Annotated in this window: 17 protein-coding genes; 3 read left to right on the top strand and 14 right to left on the bottom strand. The window is 63.6% G+C overall.

What is annotated here, in order from left to right; all coding sequences use genetic code 11:
- Position 1: 1 nt before the first annotated feature.
- The 10 genes from EIC84_RS07480 to gspG form a co-directional block, all read right to left on the bottom strand.
- Positions 2-1,363 carry a GspE/PulE family protein gene (locus tag EIC84_RS07480; protein ID WP_003061919.1) on the bottom strand — a complete coding sequence of 454 codons (1,362 nt, stop codon included), beginning with the start codon at positions 1,361-1,363 and terminating at the stop codon, positions 2-4.
- Positions 1,364-1,376: 13 nt separating this feature from the next.
- Entirely contained in the window at positions 1,377-3,758 is a 2,382-nt protein-coding gene (gene gspD, locus EIC84_RS07475) for a type II secretion system secretin GspD (RefSeq protein WP_034361312.1), read from the bottom strand.
- A 3-nt stretch (positions 3,759-3,761) separates the two neighbouring features.
- Positions 3,762-4,592 (bottom strand): type II secretion system protein N, encoded by an 831-nt coding sequence (gene gspN / locus EIC84_RS07470; protein WP_003061923.1) that lies wholly within the window; start codon positions 4,590-4,592, stop codon positions 3,762-3,764.
- A 9-nt stretch (positions 4,593-4,601) separates the two neighbouring features.
- Complete coding sequence (gene gspM / locus EIC84_RS07465; protein WP_003061925.1) at positions 4,602-5,144, bottom strand: type II secretion system protein GspM; 543 nt, start codon at positions 5,142-5,144, stop codon at positions 4,602-4,604.
- Positions 5,141-6,367 carry a type II secretion system protein GspL gene (gene gspL, locus EIC84_RS07460; protein WP_003061927.1) on the bottom strand — a complete coding sequence of 409 codons (1,227 nt, stop codon included), beginning with the start codon at positions 6,365-6,367 and terminating at the stop codon, positions 5,141-5,143. Before gspL ends, gspM begins: the two co-directional genes overlap by 4 nt.
- A 45-nt stretch (positions 6,368-6,412) precedes the next feature.
- On the bottom strand, positions 6,413-7,414 hold the full coding sequence (gene gspK, locus EIC84_RS07455; RefSeq protein ID WP_003061929.1) for a type II secretion system minor pseudopilin GspK: 1,002 nt from the start codon (positions 7,412-7,414) through the stop codon (positions 6,413-6,415).
- A 65-nt stretch (positions 7,415-7,479) separates the two neighbouring features.
- Entirely contained in the window at positions 7,480-8,163 is a 684-nt protein-coding gene (locus EIC84_RS07450) for a type II secretion system protein J (RefSeq protein WP_003061931.1), read from the bottom strand.
- A gap of 3 nt (positions 8,164-8,166) precedes the next feature.
- On the bottom strand, positions 8,167-8,532 hold the full coding sequence (gene gspI / locus EIC84_RS07445; protein WP_003061933.1) for a type II secretion system minor pseudopilin GspI: 366 nt from the start codon (positions 8,530-8,532) through the stop codon (positions 8,167-8,169).
- Positions 8,529-8,936: a type II secretion system protein GspH gene (locus tag EIC84_RS07440; protein ID WP_003061935.1), complete on the bottom strand. Its 408-nt coding sequence runs from the start codon at positions 8,934-8,936 to the stop codon at positions 8,529-8,531. Before EIC84_RS07440 ends, gspI begins: the two co-directional genes overlap by 4 nt.
- A 232-nt stretch (positions 8,937-9,168) precedes the next feature.
- Entirely contained in the window at positions 9,169-9,597 is a 429-nt protein-coding gene (gene gspG / locus EIC84_RS07430; protein WP_080554087.1) for a type II secretion system major pseudopilin GspG, read from the bottom strand.
- Positions 9,598-9,667: 70 nt separating this feature from the next.
- On the opposite strand from gspG, the gene EIC84_RS07425 reads away from it, so the two are divergent.
- Entirely contained in the window at positions 9,668-10,138 is a 471-nt protein-coding gene (locus tag EIC84_RS07425; protein WP_003061938.1) for a hypothetical protein, read from the top strand.
- Here EIC84_RS07425 and EIC84_RS07420 read toward each other — a convergent pair.
- From EIC84_RS07420 to ilvA, 3 genes are all read right to left on the bottom strand, one after another.
- Positions 10,131-10,694, bottom strand: a complete 564-nt coding sequence (locus EIC84_RS07420; RefSeq protein WP_003061939.1) for a histidine phosphatase family protein — start codon at positions 10,692-10,694, stop codon at positions 10,131-10,133. The two genes, EIC84_RS07425 and EIC84_RS07420, sit on opposite strands and share 8 nt — an antisense overlap.
- 7 nt (positions 10,695-10,701) lie before the next feature.
- A complete protein-coding gene (locus EIC84_RS07415; protein WP_003061941.1) occupies positions 10,702-11,529 on the bottom strand; it encodes an adenosylcobinamide-GDP ribazoletransferase in 828 nt (275 codons plus the stop codon).
- Positions 11,530-11,638: 109 nt separating this feature from the next.
- Positions 11,639-13,192: a threonine ammonia-lyase, biosynthetic gene (gene ilvA, locus EIC84_RS07410; protein ID WP_003061943.1), complete on the bottom strand. Its 1,554-nt coding sequence runs from the start codon at positions 13,190-13,192 to the stop codon at positions 11,639-11,641.
- A 383-nt stretch (positions 13,193-13,575) separates the two neighbouring features.
- Between ilvA and EIC84_RS07405 the strand changes: the two genes are divergently transcribed.
- Complete coding sequence (locus tag EIC84_RS07405; RefSeq protein WP_012837016.1) at positions 13,576-14,028, top strand: OsmC family protein; 453 nt, start codon at positions 13,576-13,578, stop codon at positions 14,026-14,028.
- A 59-nt stretch (positions 14,029-14,087) separates the two neighbouring features.
- On the opposite strand, the gene coq7 is transcribed toward EIC84_RS07405, so the two are convergent.
- The gene (coq7, locus tag EIC84_RS07400) at positions 14,088-14,705 is read right to left on the bottom strand and encodes a 2-polyprenyl-3-methyl-6-methoxy-1,4-benzoquinone monooxygenase (protein WP_003061949.1); all 618 of its coding nucleotides are present in this window, start codon (positions 14,703-14,705) and stop codon (positions 14,088-14,090) included.
- 330 nt (positions 14,706-15,035) lie between these two features.
- On the opposite strand from coq7, the gene EIC84_RS07395 reads away from it, so the two are divergent.
- Complete coding sequence (locus EIC84_RS07395) at positions 15,036-16,088, top strand: porin (RefSeq protein WP_003061951.1); 1,053 nt, start codon at positions 15,036-15,038, stop codon at positions 16,086-16,088.
- The last annotated feature ends 228 nt before the right edge of the window (positions 16,089-16,316 follow it).

The raw sequence follows: 16,316 nt of genomic DNA, 5'->3' as shown, positions 1-16,316 counted from the left end.
CTCAGTCGCGCGTGACGCGCATCACCTCGGCCTGGGTAGTGATGCCTTCGCGAATCAGGCGTTCGCCATCCTCGCGCATCAACTGCATGCCTGCAGCCATGGCAGTCTCGCGGATCTCGGCCTCGCTGGCACCGCGATGGATCTGGGCGCGAATCGCATCGTCCACCGCCAGCAGCTCGAAGATGCCGGTGCGGCCCCGGTAGCCGCTGGGCTCGCTTTGGTCGACCTTGCGTACCAGGCGCTGCGCCAGCACCCCCAGCAGCGATGAGGACAGCAAAAAGGGCTCGACCCCCATGTCGATCAGGCGGGTGACGGCGCTGGGTGCGTCGTTGGTGTGCAGCGTGGCCAGTACCAAGTGGCCGGTGAGCGAAGCCTGGATGGCGATCTGCGCGGTTTCGAAGTCGCGGATTTCGCCGATCATGATCACGTCCGGGTCCTGGCGCAGCAGGGCGCGCAAGGCCTTGGCAAAGGTCAGCTCGATCTTGGCGTTGACCTGGGTCTGGCCCACGCCGGCCAGCTCATATTCGATGGGGTCTTCCACCGTCATGATGTTGCTGTGGCTGGCATCCATGCGCTGCAGCGCGGCGTAGAGCGTGGTGGTCTTGCCCGAGCCCGTGGGGCCGGTGACCAGCACGATGCCGTGCGGCTGCGCCGTGAGATGGGTAAAGCGCCTGAGCGTCTCGCCGCCCATGCCCACGGCTTCCAGGCTGAGCTTGCTCTCGCTCTTGTCCAGCAGGCGCAGCACGGCACGCTCGCCGTGGGCGCTGGGCAGGGTGGAGACGCGCACGTCAATGGCTCGCGTGCCCAGGCGCAGGCTGATGCGCCCGTCCTGGGGCAGACGTTTCTCGGCAATGTCCAGATCGGCCATGATCTTCAGGCGGCTGATCAGGGCGGCGTGCAGGGCGCGATTGGGCTGCACCACTTCGCGCAGATCGCCGTCCACGCGAAAGCGCACGCTGGAATGGCGCTCGTAGGGCTCGATATGGATGTCCGAAGCACCGTCGCGAGCCGCCTGCGTGAGCAGGGCGTTGAGCATGCGGATGATGGGGGCGTCATCGGCGGTTTCCAGCAAGTCCTCCACGGCTGGCAGGTCCTGCATCATGCGCGTCAGATCGGCATCGGACTCGACCTCGCTGACCACCATGGCCGCGCTGGAGTCGCTTTGCGCATAGGCCGCGCTGATGCGGTGGGCCAGCGCGCCGCTGTCCAGCAACTGCCAGCGTTGCACAGCATGCTTGCGCTGCACTTCGGAGATGGCCGACCAGTCGGGTTGCGGACCATGCCAGAGCACGGGCTCCTGGCCGTCATCCTCGATCAGCAGCTGGCTGCTGCGGGCAAAGCCATAGGGCAGGGGGTAGCGCATGCCTGGCCTTCGCTTACAGGGTGCCCGGGGGCAGGGTGGCGGGCGTCACAGGCGTCACGGTCACAGGCTGGCCGTTCACCGTGGGCTGGCCTGGGCGCGTGAAGTCCACGATCTCGGGCTTGGCTCCAGGAACGATGGCCACATTGGGCACGCTCGCCGGTGCAGCACCGCTGGATGCGGGCAGCAAGGGCGCGGCATTGACATTGCGCATCAGCAGATTGGGGTCGGGCTGCACGGTTTGCTGCATGCCGCGAATGGACTCATAGCGGTCCTGCGAAAGCTGGCTGGTGGAGTTGGCGTCACGCAACACCGTGGGGCGCAGAAACACCATCAGATTGGTTTTCTTGCGCTCGCGGCTGGTGTTGCGGAACAGATTGCCCAGCAAGGGAATGTCGCCCAGCAGCGGCACGCGCTCCTGGCTCTGGCTGTATTCGTCGGCAATCAGGCCGCCCAGCACCACGATGGCACCGTCCTCGACCAGCACATTCGACTCGATGGAGCGTTTGGTGGTGGTGGCGCCGGACTGGGCGTTGGCTGTGCCCTGCTTGACTGCCGAGTTCTCCTGGTAGACGGCCATCTTGATGGTGCCGTTCTCGTTGATCTGCGGACGAATCTTGAGCAGCGTACCCACGTCCTTGCGCTCATAGGTAGTGAAGGGATTGACCGAGCCCGAGGTGCCGGCGGTGTTGGTATAGGAGCCTGTGGGAAAGGGCACGTTCTCGCCCACCATGATGCTGGCTTCCTCGTTGTCCAGCGTCATCAGATTGGGCGTGGAGAGAATGTTGGTGTCGCCGTCGCCCTGCATCAGGTTGACCAGGGCGCCCAGGCTGGTGTTGCCGTTGACGTTCTGGGTGAAGCCCAGGTTCATGCCCTTCATGCCGCCGATCGCCGATGCCTGGCTGTCGGTGAGGGGCGTGCCGTTGACCAGATTGCCAACGGCCCCCGACAGGCCGAAGATGTTCGAGATGCCGCTGATGGAAGTGCCGTTGCCGAGCACGCCCAGCACGCGGCCGTTGTTGCGGATCACCGAACTCCATTGCACGCCGAGCTGGGCCGCCTTGTCGGCGGAGACTTCGACAATCAGTGCTTCGATCAGCACCTGGGCGCGGCGGCCGTCGAGCTTGTCGATGACGGTGCGCAACTGACGGTACAGCGGGCCGGGGGCGGTGATGATCAGCGAGTTGGTCGTGGGGTCGGCCTGGATCATGCCGCCCGTGGAGGGTTGCTGGGCCGTGCCGAAGCGCGAGCTGGGGCCGCTGTTGCCGCCGCCCAGGCCTACGGTGGCGCTGCCGTCCGTGCCGCGTGAAATGACGGGCTGGGAGCTTGCTGCATTCGTGGTCGAGCCGGCGGCTGCCGTCATGCCCGGCTGGCCGCCCAGGGCGGTGCTGGCGCTGGTCTGGGCGTTGATGGCGGCACGCAGCGTGGCGGCCAGGGACACCGCGTCGGCGTTCTTGAGATACACCACATGGATGTTGCCGTCATCACCGTTGCCCGTCATGGCCGGCTGGTCCAGACGCGCGATCAGCGAGCGGATCTGAGACAGCTTGGCCGGGTTGGCCGCACGGATCAGCACCGAGTTGCTGCGCGGCTCTGCCAGTATGGAGGTGCGGAAGCTGGTGTCCGCCTGGCCTGCTGCCGCGCCGGCTCCGGCCTGGACCACGCCGCCTGCGGTGGCAGAGCCGCCTTCCATGAGGCGATTGACCAGGGCCACCATGTCGGCGGCCACGGCATGGCGCAGCGAGATGACTTCCACATCGGTGGCGTTGGATACATCGGTGCTGGCGATGATGCGCGAGATGCGCTGCAGGTTGTCCGCGTAGTCGGTGATGATCAGCGAGTTGTTGCCGGGGTTGACGTTGATGGTGTTGTTGGGGCTGATCAGCGGCCGCAGCACGGGCACCAGATTGTTGGCGTTCTCGTAGTTGAGCTTGAAGATCTGCGTGACGATCTGTCCGCCGCCAGCCTGACTGCCGCGTCCGCCCTGGCCGACGGAGACCTCGCTGGACTGCAGCTTGGCATCGGCTTCGGGAATCACCTTGAACAGACCTGCCGACTCCGTCACCGTGAAGCCCTGCATGCGCAGTGCCGCCAGGTACTGCTGATAGGCAGTGGCAGGCGAGACGGCCTTGTCGGTCAGCAGCGTGATCTGGCCCTTGACGCGCGGATCCACCACCACGTTGCGATTGGTGATGGCTGCCATGGCGCGCGACACGGCCTCGATATCGGCATTGGTGAAGTTCAGCGTGACCGGCTCGCCAGGTCGCAAACTGGGAGTGGCATTCGCTTGTCCGCTCTGGGTTTGAGCATGAATAGGTGCTGAAATGCAGACGGCAAGCGAGGCAACAGCTATCGAATGCAGTGTGTTTTGCCAGGCGGTGCGTGAATGCTGAGTCATGTGTCAACCAAAGGTGATGATGGAGCGCGCACCCTGGCGGCGCCCCAAGATATTGAGCAAATTTGACAGAGCGGCTTCGCGCTCGGGGTTGGCAGAGGCTTCGCCACTGAAATGCAGGCGCGAGCCCACCCATTGGCCCTGACCGCTGAGCTGCAGGTCGCCGCCCAGCGTGGTCAGATTCAGCTGGGCATTGTCTCCGCCCTGTATATCGAGGCGGTAGCTGCCCAGGGGCTTGAGCGACGACAGTCTGGACGATACGGCCAGGGCTTCGAGCCGCGTCAGGCCCTGGCTGGTGGCCCGGCCGGCGCGATATTGCAGCGTCAGCCCGACGGTGGACAGGCGCAACTGGCCCTGCAGGGCCACGGTGTTCCAGGGCGTGCCCAGGCCGGCCAGCATGTCGGCGGGCAGTTGCAGCATGCCGTCCTTGAAGCGCACCGTCATGGCGCTCCAGCCCGGCTGCAGCTGCGCCAGCATCGGGGTACTGGTGCAGCAATCGCTTTGCAGGCTGATGCTGGCGCCGCTCAGGCCGGGTCGCAGTGTCCAGTTCAGGCGCGTGGGCAGGCTGCTCTGGTCCTGGCTGTCCTTGCCGCCCGTGAGCACCAGCCTGGCCGAGCCACGCCAGAGCGTGCCGCGCGGCTCCTGCAGCTGTACCTGGTCGGCTGTGATCGATTGCACGCCTGCGGCCAGCCAGGCCGCCGGAGCCTGGACCAGCACCGTCAGCAGAGCACCCAGCAAGGCACCGCCCACTGCCCAGCGGCGCGGCGAACGCGGATCGCCCGCATCGCGCTGTCTGCGCAGGGCTTGGCTGGCGGGGCGTGATCGGGACAGTTTCATGGCCTGGGCTCAGTTCTGCCCGCCCGCGTTGTCGGGCAAATCGAGCAGCAGATTGCCGCTCCAGCGTGTAACGGCAGCGCCGTCGACGCTTTCGCCGAGGATGCGGTTGAGCTTCATCTCGGCCACCGAGGCATGGCTGTTATCACGCACCTGTGCCAGCCAGCGGGCGAGGGCGGGAGCGGCGGCATTGCTCAGGCTGACCTGGGCACGGTTGCCCAGCCACTGCAACTGTGCGCTGTTGCCGAGTTCGGTCTTGAGCGACTGCTCCAACTGCGCGCGTGCATCGACGCTATTGCCCTGCGGCTGCTGGCGCAGCAGCTCGGCCTGGGCCTGCATCTGCAGCATGTTCTGCAGCTCGCGCTCCGCTGCCGCATGGCGTGCGGGGGCCGTGCGCAGGCTGTGCAGGGCCGGTGCCAGCGCCACCCACCAGAGCAGGGCCAGCAGCACGACACTGGCGGCGATCAGCAACAGATTCTGTTCGCGCTGGGCCAGGGCGCTCCAGCGCTGGCGCAGCGGAGCCAATGCGGTTTTCAAAGCGTTCTTCTGCTTCATGGCCTAGCCTTTGCACTGAGCACCAGATCTGTTCCTTCGCGTTGCAGCATATAGCCATTGGCCTGCAGGCTTTGCTGTGCGTCGCCCAGTGCTTCGGGACTCAGGTCCAGACCCGAGATACGCAGCTGCTTGTCCTGGTATTGCAGGCTCTTGGCATTCTGCACGCCCTGAATGCCAGCGCTAGCGGCCAGCAGGGCTTCAAGGTCGCCGGCGGACAGTGCGCCGGAGTTGCTGCGCAGCAGATCCAGTTCGCGTTGCATCTGTACCGGAGCATCGATGATGACGGGCACGTGAGGGAAGGTGGTCTGAAGTACCTGCTTGGCCTGCTGCTGGCGCAGTTCGATGGCACGGTTTTCCCTGAAGGCCCAGGCGTTGAGTCCGGCCAGCTGGGCGACGACGGCAATGCCTGCTGCCCAGCGCGCAGCACGCCATTGCGGGGCCTTGGCAAAACCATGCCAGGCATCGAGCAGGCGGCGCTTGGCGCGGGTGCTGCCGCCCAGGTCCAGATCGAACTGGGCCAGGTCGCCGGCGTAGCCATGGCTTTGCAGCAGCCGCTGGGCGGCGGTGAAGATGCTGACCGGGCGCTGCAGTGTCTCCGCGCTGTGTGCCAGATGGGGTTCGGCCAGCACCGGCAGATCCTCGGGCAGGCGAGCCAGCAGTGGCTGCAACAGGCCGGCATCGGCATGCAGGGGCAGGACGACGAGGCAGGCCTGTGCATCCAGTCCGGTGGCACTCAGCTGGGGCAGGGTGCTGTCGCCCGACAGAAGCAGCTGGGCCATGCTGCTGGGCCATTGTTCGGGCACCAGGCGGCTGGCAGCATGACCATGCTGCTCCAGGGCCTGCAGATGGGATTGCAGCCAGCCCTTGTCGCAGGCAGCCACCCAGCAGGTCTGACCCGCTGCCGAGCCAGCGTCCAGTGCCAGGTGCATGGCGGACGGCTCATCGAGCAGCTTTTCTTCCAGCAAACCCTCAAGCACGGCGCGCAGACGCTGCTGGCGCCGGCTTTGCACATTCAGTCCCAAAGGCAAGGTGACGGCATGCCAGGACAGCTGAGCTGCGGGGATGACGGCGGTGACCTGGGCCGTGCGGCCCGCAGCTGGCAGGAGGGACGCCGCAGCCTGGCCGCTGCGCTGAATGCTTTGGCCATCGTCGCTGAGGACGTAGAGATATTCCGTGGCGGAGTTGGCGTGCTTCGCCGACAGCTGTATTAGCAATGTGCTCATGAGGGAAGATGCAGCATTCTATGGGGGCAGTGTGACATCAGGGTGTCAGGGTCTGGCAACCGCGGGCATACCCCAGTCGGCATGCTCCTGCCACAGGGTAGTCACGCTCATGTCCTTGCGCTGAATCAGTGAACGCTGGCTCAAGACGTTGTCCCCGAGGCGCAGGCGACCGCGGGCTTCGAAATAGCTGGTGGTCACGGAGTGCATGGCACTGTTGAAGACGCCGCTCAGGCCTATGGCCGCAGCCGCTGCATTCAGGGACTTGAAAGGCGAGGCGTCGCGCAACTGCACCAGCTGGTTGGCGCGGGCCCAGTCCAGATCCTCGGTGCTGGCCCAGATGACCTCGGCGCTGGCCGTATTGAGATTGACCATGGTGCGCTCGGGCAACAGCGAGACATAGGGCTCGATGCGCGCGATGATGCGCGGATCGACGCCCAGCCAGCCCAGTTGCCCGACGGTGCGCGGCATCAGCGGCGCAGCCTGGCTCTTGCCGCGCAGGGCCTGCTGCAAGGCCGTGGCGATCTGCATGGCGGAGCTGCCGGGCAGACCCAGGCGCTCGAACAGGCGCAGAAAAGGCTTGAGGTTCTCCTCCTTCACGCTCGAATCGGCCCCGCTGAGCAGATTGCGCAGATTCAGGCGCGACTGCAGATCCACGATCTCGCCCGAGAGAAAAGCGTCCTGCATGTCGGCAAGACCGTCATCGACCTGGCTGACATTGTTCTTGGCTGCCAGAAATGTGGACAGGCGAGCCTCCTTCAGCGGCACCGCCCAGGGCTCGCCCAGATGATCGACCGGGTTGCTGCGGTTGGCGCGCGAGTCCTCCTGCAGCACCACGCGCGACCAGTCCAGCGCGCCCAGCAGCAACCAGTTGGCCTGCACGCGATTACGTTCGGCGGTCTCGATTTCCACATCGCGCCATTGCTGCCAGAGCGCGGCCGAGGCCAGGGTGGCAACCAGCACCACCGTCAGCATGGCCGCCAGCAGTGCTGCACCGCGCTGGCGCGTGCGCCTGAAACTGGCGCGTCCCAAGCCGGAAACCCCGAGCATGGGTTGCCTCGCAGCGATGGGGTTGCCCCCTTGAGGGGAAGGCGCGAAGCGACTCAGGGGGGATTTCATGATCGTGAGTTCGAGCGCAGCGGGTTGACCCAGTCCACCGTCATCACTCCATTGAGCGCGCGGCCTGGGGGCAGTGTCAGTTCTATGCGTATGCCGTCGGGCACGACGGGCAGCACGGGGTTGCCGTCGCTGCTGCCGTCATCGCTGCCCTGATCGCTGGACTGCGGATTGGTCCAGGCGTTGCTGCGGTAGTAGTAGACGCGCCACAGATCAAGCGGGATCAGCACGGTCTCGCGGCGCATCTGGTCGCTGGAAGGATTGCGGCCCCATTGGGCCGCCTGGTTCCAGGCATCGTTCCATTCGCTGACCGTGCGCGCGGGCAGCGATTGCCAGCGCACCCATTGGAAGCGGCCATCAACATTGCGACGGCTCCAGGCCACGATGAGCGCCCCGTTGTCGACGGCTGCACTGGTCTTGCGCGTCAGGCGCAGCACCTGGCCGTCCCAGTCCAGCACCTGGCGGCCCTGCAGCGGCATCAGCGCGTTGAGGTCGGCATTCCACTGGGCCAGCACGGTCTGCATGACGGCGTGTTGCTCACCTTGCTCGCGTGTCACTTCCTGAGCCCTCAGCATGCCGTCGATGCCGCGCCAGCTCATGATGGCCAGCAGGGCCATGGCGGCCAGGGCGACCAGCAGCTCGATCAGCGTGAAACCTTGGTTTCTGTTGCGCATGCTGCTCATGATTCAGTAGCGACCGACGATGGTGGAGACGCGCAGCACCGCAGCAGCCTCGGAAAACACCTGGGCATCCACGCGCCTGAAACTGGGGTTGGGCGTGGGGCGCACGCTGAGCTGTACCTGCATCTGTCTGCCGGCCTGCTGGCACTGGATGGTGGTGTCGCCGACGGCAGGCATCTGATTGAACAGGCGCAGTCGCACCAGTTCGTCCTGCGCGCAGAGCTGGGCCAGGATGACGTCGGACTGGCGTTGGGCGTTGCGCGTCAGGGCGCTGCTGGCCTGAAGTCCAGCCAGCAGGGTGACGCCGACAATGCCGACCGCGACCAGTACCTCGATCAGCGTGAAGCCGCGCTGCAGCAGGACGGGCTTCATGGCGTCACCTGCAGGCTTTGAATGCTGAACGGGCGCAGCCCGTCGGTGGCCAGCCGCAGTGGTGCCGAGTTGCTGCCGGGCAGCGACAAGGTAATGCTCTGTCTTGGAATCAGCGGCTCCGGCCCCAGCACCACGGGTGTATTGGGCTGCACCAGCACAGGAGTCTGCAGCCATTGAGTGGGCATCTTGACGTTGGGTGGCAGGCCTTCAAACCGGAAGCCCTGCGGCAGCGGGCGCCAGACCACCAGGGCGCCATTGGTACGGGCCTGGGCGCGTGCCGACTCCAGCAGCGTGGCCAGACGCTGGGCTTCGCGCTCGAGCTGTTGCTCGCCGCTGTCGCGTATGGCCAGGCTCACACCCGCCGTCGCCAGCGCCATGATGGAAATCACCACCAGCAACTCCAAGAGTGTGAATCCCCCCTGAAGCGCTGCGCGCCTTCCCCCCCGGGGGACGACAGCCTGTGCTGCGGGGCGGCCCTTGCTGGCTGTCCCTGTGACAGAGCGCACCCGTTCTACAGGCATTTGATGCGTTCGGGGTTGCCGCCGGGCCGCCCCAAGGCAAACCCCGGCGCCAGCCGGTCAGGGCCCCCTCGGGGGGCAGCGACCACACGCAGTGAGGGAGCGTGGGGGCTCATTGCTATTGCCAGGAGCCAATATCCGCATCCTTGCCTTCGCCGCCGGCCTTGCCGTCAGCGCCCAGGGACATGATGTCAATGGGGCCCTTCACGCCTGGGTTCAGGTATTGATAAGGATTGCCCCAGGGGTCATTGGGCAGCTTTTCCAGGTAGGGCTTCCAGTTCTGCGGAGCGGGGCCGGTGGTGGGTTTGACCACCAGCGCTTGCAGGCCCTGTTCGGCCGTTGGATAGCGCTGGTTGTCGAGGCGGTAGAGCTTGAGCGCCTGGTTGATATTGGCGATATCGGTCTTGGCTGCGGTCACGCGGGCATCGTCGGCGCGGTCCAGCACATTGGGCACGATAAGAGCTGCCAGCACGCCAATGATGACCAGCACCACCATCAATTCGATCAGGGTAAAGCCGCGCGATGCGGCGTGGCGAATAGCAGACATCGGATGACGGCAGTTGGTGCTCATTGGAAACTGTAGGAAAAATGCAGTATTGCACCATCATAATCGTCGAATGCGACTGCAATCTTTCAATACCGGTCAGGGCCTTTCCATGCCGGTCAAACTCACGACCCTGCTGCTGTGGGCGATTGCCGCTGCGGTGGTGGTGTTCTGGACACTCCGGTTCGTCGGCAGTGGCAGTGAGCAGTTACCTTCGGTTGTACCTGCTCAGCCGGTACAGGCCAATGTCCAGGCCATGGCCAAGGCTTTGGGGGCGGTCGCCGCGCCTGTTGCCGCCGTGGCCGCGCCAGTGGCCAGCCGCTACGCGCTGCTGGGGGTGCTGGCAGGGCACGAAACAGGTGGCGGTGCCGCGGTGATTGCCGTGGAAGGCAAGGGCAGCAAGGCCGTGCGTGTGGGCGAGGCCGTGGAGGATGGCGTGATTCTGCAATCTCTGGCGGCGCGCGAAGCGCGACTGGGCCCTGCCAACGGGCCGGCCAGCACGGTGCTGCAATTGCCCAGGCCGCCCATGGCCAGCTTCAACTGAGTTCGAGCTGCAGCCACTGTCCATAGGCGGGCGCCGGCAAGGTCCATTCATGGCTTTGCGGCAGCCGGCGGCCATGTTGCAGCAGCCACTGCGCACAGCGTGCCACACCGGCATGGCAGATCCACACCATATGCTCGCTGTCGCTGCTGAGCGCGTCCTGCAGTGCCTCGTGGACGCGCTGCAGCATCTGTGCCAGTGATTCGCCCTCGCCAGGTGCGTGCCGCGCCAGATCCTGCGCCCAGGCACCGATGGCAGCTTCGCCGATGTCGTTCCAGCGCAGGCCTTCCCAATGCCCGAAGTCCATCTCCAGCAGTCTGCCGTCGGGGGTGGAGATGAAATCCGGCTCCAGTACCTGCAGATCCAACGCCAACTGCCTGCATCTTTGTAGCGGCGAGTGCTGGATCTGCAGCCTGCCATGCAGGGGCTGCAGAGATTGCTGCAGGGCCTGAGCGGCTTGCCGGGTGGCTTGTGCATCGGCGGCGATATCGAGGCGGCCGTAACAGCGCTCTGTATCGATCAAGGGGCGTGCGTGGCGCGCCAGCCATAGAGTCTTCATGGCTGTTCTATAGCAGTTGGCGCAGATAGATGCAACTGGCCAGCAGCAGAGCCAGTTCATTGAGCTGCTGGCAGGCACCCAGGCAGTCACCCGTCATGCCGCCAAGGCGCTGCAACAACCAGCGCTGCAGCAGCCAGGTGGTGAGCAGCATGGCCGCCAGCAGGCTGGGCACAAAGCTCCAGACGCCGAGCCAGCCCAGCAGGCCCAGTGCCGGCAGGCACCAGAGGCTGCCTGTCAGCAGTCCTTGCCAGCCCAGCTGCCTGCCCGCGATATGCAGGGTCTTGCTGCTCGCGGCCAGGCTGACGTGGGGCAGGCTGCGCATCAGCACCAGCGGCGCAAAGCGCGACAGCACATGAATGCAGCACACGAGGATGAGCACCGGCACCGGTCCCCAGAACGGCTGCATGACGGACAGCAGCAGGGCGATCAGCACGACCTTGGTGAGCAGGGCCATGAGCAGTGCCATCACGCCATAGGCGCCGATGCGCGAGTCCTTCATGATCTCCAGTGCGCGCTCGGGCGGGACCAGGCCGCCCAGCCCGTCGGCGACGTCGGCCAGGCCGTCCTCATGAAAACCGCCGGTCAGCCACAAGGTGCCGGCGGTGCTGATGAGAGCAGCCGCCAGCGGCGACCAGGGGCTTGCCGGCAGCAGCCAGAGCAGGGCTGCTAGCAGCAGCGCGGCCCACAGGCCCACTAGCCAGCCCACGCCCGGCAGATGCGCGGCGCTGGCACGCTGCATTTCGGGGCTCCAGCCCACCCAGGCGGCCAGACGTCCAGCCACGGGGATGCGACTGAAGAACTGGACGGCCAGCAGATAGTGGCGCAGGGCTTGCATGATGTTGCGAATAAAAAAGGAGCTGGTCCCGCTTGGTATTCCTATGTTTCAGAGTCTTTTCTATCTGAAAGCATTGCAGGGAGGGTGGTTGCAGCTCCTTTTTTATTTTTTACTTCAGGAACAACTGATAAGCAGGATTGCTGGTTTCCTCCACCCAGGGATAGCCGAGGTTCTTGAGGAAGCTGTCGAACTTCTTGTGGTCCTTGGCAGGTACCTGCATGCCGACCAGGATGCGGCCGTAGTCGGCGCCCTGGTTGCGGTAGTGGAACAGGGAGATATTCCAGGTCGGCGCCATCAGGCTCAGGAACTTGAACAGCGCGCCGGGGCGCTCGGGGAAGACAAAGCGCAGCAGGCGCTCGTCCTGTGCCAGTGGCGAGTGGCCGCCCACCATATGGCGCAGATGTTCCTTGGCCATCTCGTCAAAGGTCAGGTCCAGCGCCTCAAAGCCGTTCTTCTGGAAGTTCTTGCAGATCTTCTCGGACTCGCCCCGGGTCGGCGTGGTCAGACCCACGAACACATGGGCCTTGCTGTCGTGGCTGATGCGGTAGTTGAACTCGGTCACGTTGCGCGGGCCGCCGGGCAGCTTGCCCACCACCTCGCAAAAATGCTTGAAGCTGCCGCGCTCTTCGGGGATGGTGACGGCGAACAGGGCTTCGCGCTCCTCGCCGACCTCGGCGCGCTCGGCCACAAAGCGCAGGCGGTCGAAGTTCATATTGGCGCCGCTCAGTATGGCGGCGTAGGTCTCACCCTTGGTCTTGTGCCTGGCCACGTACTGCTTGATGGCTGCCACGCCCAGGGCGCCCGAGGGCTCGACGATGGAGCGGGTGTCGGTAAAGATGTCCTTGATGGCAGCGCAGACGGCATCGGTGTCCACGGTCACATAGTCATCCACCAGGCCCTGGGTGACGCGGAAGGTTTCTGCTCCCACCAGCTTCACGGCCGTGCCGTCGGCAAACAGGCCCACATCGGCCAGTTCCACGCGCTCGCCCGCCTGCACGGACTGCATCATGGCGTTCGAGTCCTTGGTATGCACGCCGATCACCTTCACCTCGGGGCGCACGGCCTTGATGTAGTTGGCAATGCCGGCAATCAGGCCGCCGCCGCCAATGGGCACGAAGATGGCATCCAGACGCTGGCTGCCCAGCTTTTGCAGCTGGCGCAGCAGCTCCATGGCGATGGTGCCCTGGCCGGCAATCACATCGGGGTCGTCAAAGGGGTGGACAAAGGTCAGACCCTCGGACTTTTGCAGCTTGACGGCGTGTTTGTAGGCATCGGAGTAACTTTCTCCGGCCAGCACCGCCTCGCCGCCCAGGGCGATCACGGCATCGATCTTCACCTGGGGCGTGGTGGTGGGCATCACGATCACGGCGCGGCAGCCCAGCTTCTTGGCGCTCATCGCCGTACCCTGGGCATGGTTGCCCGCGCTGGCGCAGATCACGCCCTTTTGCAGCTGCTCGGCCGTCAGATTGGCCATCTTGTTATAGGCGCCGCGCAACTTGAAGCTGAACACGGGCTGCTGGTCCTCGCGCTTCAGAAGCACTTTGTTGTGCAGGCGGCGGCTGAGGTTCTTGGCAATGTCCAGGTCCGACTCCACGGCAACGTCATAGACGCGTGCATTGAGGATGCGAGTCAGATAATCGGCAGGGGTCAGGGCTTGAGTCATGGTGCAAATCGAAAGCAGAGCACCAGAGCCAGGGCAATCAGCCTGCCGGGTGCATGGAAGCCGATCATGATAGGCCCTTGCTTGCTGCGCTGCAGTACTCGCTCAAGAGGTGCATGCTGCTGCTCTGAGAAGCAGGATGAGCAGGCACGAAAAAAAGCCCCTAGCTCAGGAGCTAGGGGCTGAATCCACCATTAGAGGAGGTGGAGGAGACAAAGGGTGCGATACAGATCGGTATTAACCAGCAATCTGCAGTCTGCCTGCGGGTTTGACCTCACAGGTAACGCTTGGGTTGTATTGTATGAGGCTTGTGTTTTCTGTGCATCAAAAGATTCGGGTTTTTATGTATTTGATGCAAAATTGCAACAGTTTTGAGAGGAAAAACAATGGAATGCACGGTTAGTTGGACAGGCGCGGCCACCGGAACGCGCTCGGGCATGGGCTTTGTGGCAGAGACCGGCAGCGGCCATGTGGTCAATATGGACGGCGCACCGGACGAGAAGAACCCGGCCAACGGCGGTCGCAACCAGGCACCACGCCCCATGGAGATGCTGCTGGCCGGCGCCGGCGGCTGCACGGCCTACGACGTGGTGCTCATCCTCAAGCGCGGTCGCCACGATGTGAAGGGCTGCAGCGTGCAGCTGACTTCCGAGCGCGCAGAGACCGACCCCAAGGTGTTCACCAAGATCCACATGCAGTTCACGGTCAGCGGCAAGAACCTGCCGGCCGGTGCCGTCGAACGTGCCATCGCCATGAGCCACGACAAATACTGCTCGGCCACCATCATGCTGGGAAAGACGGCAGAAATCACGACGGGTTTCGACATCGTCGAAGCCTGAACTGGACGTTCGATCGAAAAACGGGCCTCAACGGCCCGTTTTTGTTGAACAGGCGCTGATCAGATGCGATGCGCCGTAATCGTCATGACTTTGGCTGCCACACGCATCAGCCCCTGGGCAATCGGGGGCAGTTGCATCGCTCCTTCGTCGATCGCTGCTGCAGCATGACGCTCTTCGTCATCCTTCATGCGCTCGACCACGGCACGCGAAGCCTCGTCCTCCTCGGGCAGGCGGCCCAGATGGCTTGCCAGGTGGGCGGAGACCTGGTTTTCTGTTTCGACCACAAAACCCAGGCTGGCGGCATCGCTGAATTTGGCAGCAATCGTGCCAATGGCAAAAGCGCCAGCAAACCACAGCGGGTTCAGCAACGAGGGTCTGTCACCCAGGGCATGCAGGCGCTCGCGGGTCCAGGCCAGGTGGTCCATTTCCTCGCGAGCGGCATGCAGCAGATGCTCGCGCAACTCCATGTCCTTGGTCACCATGGCCTGGGCGTTGTACAGGGCCTGCGCACAGACCTCGCCCACATGATTGACGCGCATCAAGGCTGCGGAGAGCTTGCGCTGTTCATCGCTCAGATCGGCTTCGGCGATCCCTGCGGCAGGCGAGCGCTCTGCGGCCACCGGGTCGGCAAACAGAGTGCGAAGAGCTGCATCGGCAGCGGTCAGAAACTTGTCCATGGCTAAAAAGAACTCAGTGCGGCGCCTGTCTGGCGTCAATGCACATAAGGTACACCAGAGTGGCTCATCCGCAACTTGCGCTGGGGCAATCCTAGGCAGGAACCCCTAAGGGTGTGCCCGCTAGTGCGGCTTGGTGTTTGTTGCGGTGGTGCAACGAAAACGCGCCGAATCGAGCAGTTTTGGGTGAATTCCTTTGCGCTGGGCTCGGTGGTCTGGTGCAATAGACCCAACTTCCCCACCAGGAGGTTGGCGCGGGAAACCGGTGGAGCTCGAGGCTCAAGTCTCTCTCCCATAGAACCGGCGCCCTTCTAAACCTTGGAGTAACTCGTAATGAAAAAATCTCTGATCGCCCTGGCAGTGCTGGCCGCTTCCGGCGCCGCAATGGCTCAATCTTCCGTGACCCTGTTTGGTATCGTTGACACTGGCGTTTCCTACGTCGACAACGCTTCCGGCGACAGCAGCCGTTACGGCGTGCACAGCAGCGGTAACGCTACTAGCCGTCTGGGCCTGCGCGGCACTGAAGACCTGGGTGGTGGTCTGAAGGCTGGCTTCTGGCTGGAAGGCGAAATCTTCGGCGACAGCGGCAACACTGGTGGTTTCAATTTCCGCCGTGAATCCACAGTGCGTCTGTCGGGCAACTTCGGTGAAGTTCGTCTGGGTCGTGAAACCACCCCCACTTTCCGTGCTGGTCTGAAGTATGACCTGTTCGGCGCCACCGGTATCGGCCAGAACATGTCCTACGCTGACTGGGCTGGTACTGATATTGCTGACGGCAACACCATCCGTAAGGACAACATGCTGTCCTATTCCTCCCCTAACTTCAACGGCTTCAACGCTAACGTGAGCTATGCTTTCGACGAAAAGCAATACGGCAACACCAAGGCTGGCCGCTATGTTGGTGGTAACGTTGGTTACGACAACGGTCCCCTGAGCGTGACTGCTGCTTACGGCGAACTGCTGCTGGGTTCCCAGAACAAGCGTGACGAAATGTCTATCGGCGCTTCTTACAACTTTGGCGTTGCCAAGGTTGCAGGTCTGGCACAGCAAGTGAAGTACAAGTGGGATGGCGCTGGCAGCGACAAGTACAACACATACCTGCTGGGCGTGTCCGCTCCTGTGGGTGGCGTGGGTGAAGTCAAGGCTCAGTACGCTATGTATGACCAAAAGGCTAACGATGCCAAGGCTCACCAGTTCTCCCTGGGCTATGTGCACAACCTGTCCAAGCGTACTGCTTTGTACGGTACCGTTGCTTACCTGAAGAACAAGGAAGGTTCTTTCATGTCCCTGAACGCTAAGGGCGTGAGCAACCAAATCGGTCTGAAGGACAGCGGTGCTGCTCGCAACCAGACTGGCGTGCAAGTTGGTATCCGCCACGCTTTCTAATCAATTGCTGGCGTAAGCCAGTAACTGCTTAAAAGCCGAAAGGCCTGTCGAAAGACAGGCCTTTTTTATTTCTGGGGTTAAACCTGAAAGGGTGTTTGCTGAGAGGTTTGCCCCCAGAGGGAAAGGCCTGTGTTGCGCTTGTGCCAATGCTCGCGCGGTTGAGGAAAGCATTTCTAGAATGATTTTTCCACCAACTGTTTGCGAATTGAATTAAGAGAGAGGCAACAC

This window comes from Comamonas sp. A23 (assembly GCF_004522605.1).
GTDB lineage: Bacteria > Pseudomonadota > Gammaproteobacteria > Burkholderiales > Burkholderiaceae_C > Comamonas > Comamonas thiooxydans.
Note: the sequence above shows the minus strand (reverse complement) of the source record. Positions and strands in the feature narration are given on the sequence as shown.

Coding starts and splice junctions, on each gene's coding strand:
- EIC84_RS07480 (WP_003061919.1), bottom strand. CDS start 1,363: ATGCGCTACCCCCTGCCCTATGGCTTTGCCCGCAGCAGCCAGCTGCTG.
- gspD (WP_034361312.1), bottom strand. CDS start 3,758: ATGACTCAGCATTCACGCACCGCCTGGCAAAACACACTGCATTCGATA.
- gspN (WP_003061923.1), bottom strand. CDS start 4,592: ATGAAACTGTCCCGATCACGCCCCGCCAGCCAAGCCCTGCGCAGACAG.
- gspM (WP_003061925.1), bottom strand. CDS start 5,144: ATGAAGCAGAAGAACGCTTTGAAAACCGCATTGGCTCCGCTGCGCCAG.
- gspL (WP_003061927.1), bottom strand. CDS start 6,367: ATGAGCACATTGCTAATACAGCTGTCGGCGAAGCACGCCAACTCCGCC.
- gspK (WP_003061929.1), bottom strand. CDS start 7,414: ATGCTCGGGGTTTCCGGCTTGGGACGCGCCAGTTTCAGGCGCACGCGC.
- EIC84_RS07450 (WP_003061931.1), bottom strand. CDS start 8,163: ATGAGCAGCATGCGCAACAGAAACCAAGGTTTCACGCTGATCGAGCTG.
- gspI (WP_003061933.1), bottom strand. CDS start 8,532: ATGAAGCCCGTCCTGCTGCAGCGCGGCTTCACGCTGATCGAGGTACTG.
- gspG (WP_080554087.1), bottom strand. CDS start 9,597: ATGTCTGCTATTCGCCACGCCGCATCGCGCGGCTTTACCCTGATCGAA.
- EIC84_RS07425 (WP_003061938.1), top strand. CDS start 9,668: ATGCGACTGCAATCTTTCAATACCGGTCAGGGCCTTTCCATGCCGGTC.
- EIC84_RS07420 (WP_003061939.1), bottom strand. CDS start 10,694: ATGAAGACTCTATGGCTGGCGCGCCACGCACGCCCCTTGATCGATACA.
- EIC84_RS07415 (WP_003061941.1), bottom strand. CDS start 11,529: ATGCAAGCCCTGCGCCACTATCTGCTGGCCGTCCAGTTCTTCAGTCGC.
- ilvA (WP_003061943.1), bottom strand. CDS start 13,192: ATGACTCAAGCCCTGACCCCTGCCGATTATCTGACTCGCATCCTCAAT.
- EIC84_RS07405 (WP_012837016.1), top strand. CDS start 13,576: ATGGAATGCACGGTTAGTTGGACAGGCGCGGCCACCGGAACGCGCTCG.
- coq7 (WP_003061949.1), bottom strand. CDS start 14,705: ATGGACAAGTTTCTGACCGCTGCCGATGCAGCTCTTCGCACTCTGTTT.
- EIC84_RS07395 (WP_003061951.1), top strand. CDS start 15,036: ATGAAAAAATCTCTGATCGCCCTGGCAGTGCTGGCCGCTTCCGGCGCC.